We start from the raw sequence: 228 nt of genomic DNA on the forward strand, positions 1-228 counted from the left end.
TCAGAAAGTAACCGAACGGGTTTTGCCTGCCAGGCATAAAACGTGGAACGACTGACTTTCATCACGCGACATAACTGGCAAATGGGAAATGGGAAATGGGAAATGGGAAATGGCTCAGTATGCTCTTTGATGAACCAACATCTTACAGCAGTTCTCTCGCAAAGAAGGCGCTCGCCTTCTTTCAGATCTCCTTCTCCATTTTCAGCTGTTTATTTTCTTTACGAAGCT

General features: G+C 44.7%; 1 protein-coding gene. It reads left to right on the forward strand.

Features of this window, described 5'->3' with window-relative positions; translation table 11 throughout:
* Nucleotides 1-42: 42 nt before the first annotated feature.
* Nucleotides 43-228 (forward strand): hypothetical protein (locus Xbud_RS20280; RefSeq protein ID WP_211283565.1); only part of this gene is annotated, 186 nt, incomplete at its 3' end.

It is taken from the genome of Xenorhabdus budapestensis (assembly GCF_002632465.1).
In the GTDB taxonomy this organism is placed as follows: domain Bacteria; phylum Pseudomonadota; class Gammaproteobacteria; order Enterobacterales; family Enterobacteriaceae; genus Xenorhabdus; species Xenorhabdus budapestensis.